Genomic DNA, 1,023 nt, shown 5'->3' with positions numbered 1-1,023 from the left:
GTCATCGGCGGGCGGCTGGTAGGCCGGTGCGCTATCGGTGCTGGAGGCGGACACCGCAGGGGACGCCGGGGTGGGCGATGCGCCTGCCGGTTTCGGTGCGGGCGGCAGGACAAGCCTGTGACGCAGCAGCGCGAAGCCCGAAGAGTACAGCGCGTAGCGCGGCGGGAAAGGTGGATAGGTCAGTTCGGGATAAGTCGAATCGAGCCGGTAGGCCACCACCTCGCCATCGGCAATGGCCCTGACGCCATCGCCCTGTTTCAGCTTGCCGCCCGTACCTGAGTCGAAGTGGATGCCGCCGTGATACATGCCGTTCGAGCCGAGCGGATAGAACCCGCCGTCCGAATTCGCCAGGGCACCGAGCCAGGTTTGCGGATCGACGGAATCGCCGTTCGCGGGAGGAAACGGGAAACTCCAGTTCAGGGGTTGCCAATAAGGTTGTGCGGGCGTGGCGGGCGTCGTGGGGGCGGCGGGATGCTGTGAATGACCGTGGTGTGCCGTCATGGATGGGCGGGCCTCATTGCCGGGTTGGGTGGAAGCGACACCCGGCGGACAAGGCTTGCAGGACTGAACCGGGGCGGGTCGCGATGCGGACCCGTCATGGTCCGTCGCGACATGTAACCCCACGGCACGGCACCGATCAATCACTGGCAGCCAGAAAATTCTGGTCTCTTGTCACGGCGCAAAGCTGAGTGTTTCCAGACCATCTGCATCGTCGGCCACGCGCGGGCGGTCCCAGTGATCGAACGGATGCGCCAGCACCGGCAGCAGGGCGGAGCGCACCGTCGCAGTGTCGAAATCTTCGAGCGGCCCCACCTCCTCGCGGCACAGGTCCAGGACCTCCCAGGCGGACAGGTCAAAGCCGAAGCCTGCAATCACACTACCGAACGCGGCGTCGCCCTCCCGGCGTTCGCCGTCCGCCTCGCGCATATCGCTCTCCAGCGCCACCCACCCGATGCACCGGGCGGCCTGGCGGGCGCGCTCGTCCTGCGCTGCGTCGCTCCAGTCGAACGTCTGCATCCAGTC

Annotated in this window: 1 protein-coding gene and 1 pseudogene; both read right to left on the bottom strand. The window is 66.9% G+C overall.

The window, feature by feature from the left end:
* A pseudogene (locus BAC01S_RS33160) lies at positions 1-501 on the bottom strand (muramidase); the annotation flags it as partial.
* A gap of 171 nt (positions 502-672) precedes the next feature.
* A partial coding sequence (locus BAC01S_RS35260; protein WP_043204222.1) for a hypothetical protein occupies positions 673-1,023 on the bottom strand: 351 nt, incomplete at its 5' end.

Origin of the sequence: Paraburkholderia acidipaludis NBRC 101816 (assembly GCF_000684975.1) — a bacterium.
GTDB lineage: Bacteria > Pseudomonadota > Gammaproteobacteria > Burkholderiales > Burkholderiaceae > Paraburkholderia > Paraburkholderia acidipaludis.
The sequence above is the reverse complement of the archived record's forward strand: the minus strand, read 5'-3'. Positions and strand labels throughout refer to the sequence as shown.